Origin of the sequence: Komagataeibacter intermedius TF2, assembly GCF_000964425.1 — a bacterium.
Classification (GTDB): Bacteria; Pseudomonadota; Alphaproteobacteria; order Acetobacterales; family Acetobacteraceae; genus Komagataeibacter; species Komagataeibacter intermedius.
In genome coordinates, this window is sequence record NZ_BANF01000146.1 from 1 (window position 1) to 1,592 (window position 1,592).

General features: G+C 56.8%; 2 protein-coding genes. Both read left to right on the forward strand.

Features of this window, described 5'->3' with window-relative positions; translation table 11 throughout:
* Window positions 1-95 precede the first annotated feature (95 nt).
* A complete protein-coding gene (locus B7449_RS14380; protein WP_025440015.1) occupies window positions 96-578 on the forward strand; it encodes an MSMEG_0572/Sll0783 family nitrogen starvation response protein in 483 nt (160 codons plus the stop codon).
* A 24-nt stretch (window positions 579-602) separates the two neighbouring features.
* Entirely contained in the window at window positions 603-1,577 is a 975-nt protein-coding gene (locus B7449_RS14385) for a Nit6803 family nitrilase (protein WP_025440014.1), read from the forward strand.
* Window positions 1,578-1,592: the final 15 nt, after the last annotated feature.

The following is a 1,592-nucleotide window of genomic DNA, read 5'->3' on the forward strand; positions in this document are numbered from 1 at the left end:
AAATTTTGTAGTTGGCGCATTCCATGTCACGTTTTCTCCCGGTGTTGCGGTCGCCCCGGCATCTCGCCAGAGACCGCACTACATGGAGATACATCATGCCGAAAGTCGAACACACTCCGTACAAAGATGGCGATTGCTTCGTCAATTATGAAAACAAGGTCTTTGAGGACGTCAAAGCCAAACCCGGCGAAAAAGCCCTTATCACCTTCCACACTGTGGCCAATGAAGGGTCGGTCGGGTTCGTCAACCTGCTGCAGGCTACCCGCCTGATCCGCAAAGGTTTCGAGACGTCGGTGCTGCTGTATGGCCCGGGTGTGACCCTTGGTGTGCAGCGCGGCTTTCCCCGCCTGGGCGACGAAGCCTTTCCGGGCCACATGAATTGCAACAAGCAGATCGCGAAAATCCTCGAAGAGGGCGGCAAAGTCTATGCCTGCCGCTTCGCGCTTCAGGCCCTTTACGGCTACGGCGAGCAGAACCTGATCCCCGGCATCACGCCGATCAACCCGCAGGACGTGCTCGACATTATCCTCCTTGCGCGTCGTGACAACGCTTTCATCCTCAATACCTGGACTCTCTAAAGGCCAAAGGAAGGACCGCAAGCCATGTCACGTATCGTTCGCGCTGCTGCCATCCAGATCAGTCCCGTCCTCGGCGATGACGGTTTGGGGACAGCCCGGAAAGTCTGTCAGGCCATCCGTGAAGCCGCCGAAAAAGGTGTGAAGCTGGCGGTCTTTCCTGAAACCTTCGTGCCCTATTACCCCTACTTCTCGTTCATCCAGCCAGCTTTCCGTTTCGGCGGCGAACATCTGGAACTTTATGAACGCGCCGTCATCATTCCAGGTCCGGTGACGGACATGGTTGCCGAAACCGCACGTGATACCGGCATGGTCGTCGTGCTGGGCGTGAATGAGCGGGATTTTGGCACACTCTATAACACGCAGATCGTCTTCGACGCGACAGGTGAGATCCTTCTCAAGCGTCGCAAGATCACCCCGACTTATCATGAGCGCATGGTCTGGGGGCAGGGCGATGGCGCTGGTCTCAAGGTTGTTGAAAGTGCTGTCGGCCGCATCGGGGCGCTGGCCTGCTGGGAGCATTACAACCCCTTGGCGCGCTACGCGCTGATGACACAGCATGAAGAAATCCACTGCGCCCAGTTTCCCGGTTCACTGGTGGGGCAGATCTTCGCCGATCAGATGGAAGTCACCATCCGTCATCACGCTCTGGAATCCGGCTGTTTCGTTGTGAATGCCACGGGTTGGCTGACGGAAGATCAGATCAAGGATATTGCGCGAGACCCTGCACTTGAAGGGCCGCTGCGAGGAGGCTGCTTTACCGCCATCGTCTCTCCCGAAGGTAAGCTTCTGGCCCCGCCTTTGACGGAAGGTGAGGGGATGGTGATTGCCGATCTTGATTTCGCTCTTATCACCAAGCGCAAACGGATGATGGACTCTGTAGGACATTATGCACGACCTGAACTGCTTAGTCTGCTTCAGGATCGGCGGCCTGCCCGTACCGTTCATTACGTTGGTGAAGCCGATCCGGTTTCCACATCTACAGATGAGGCTGCGTCATGACCATTCCGACGCTCG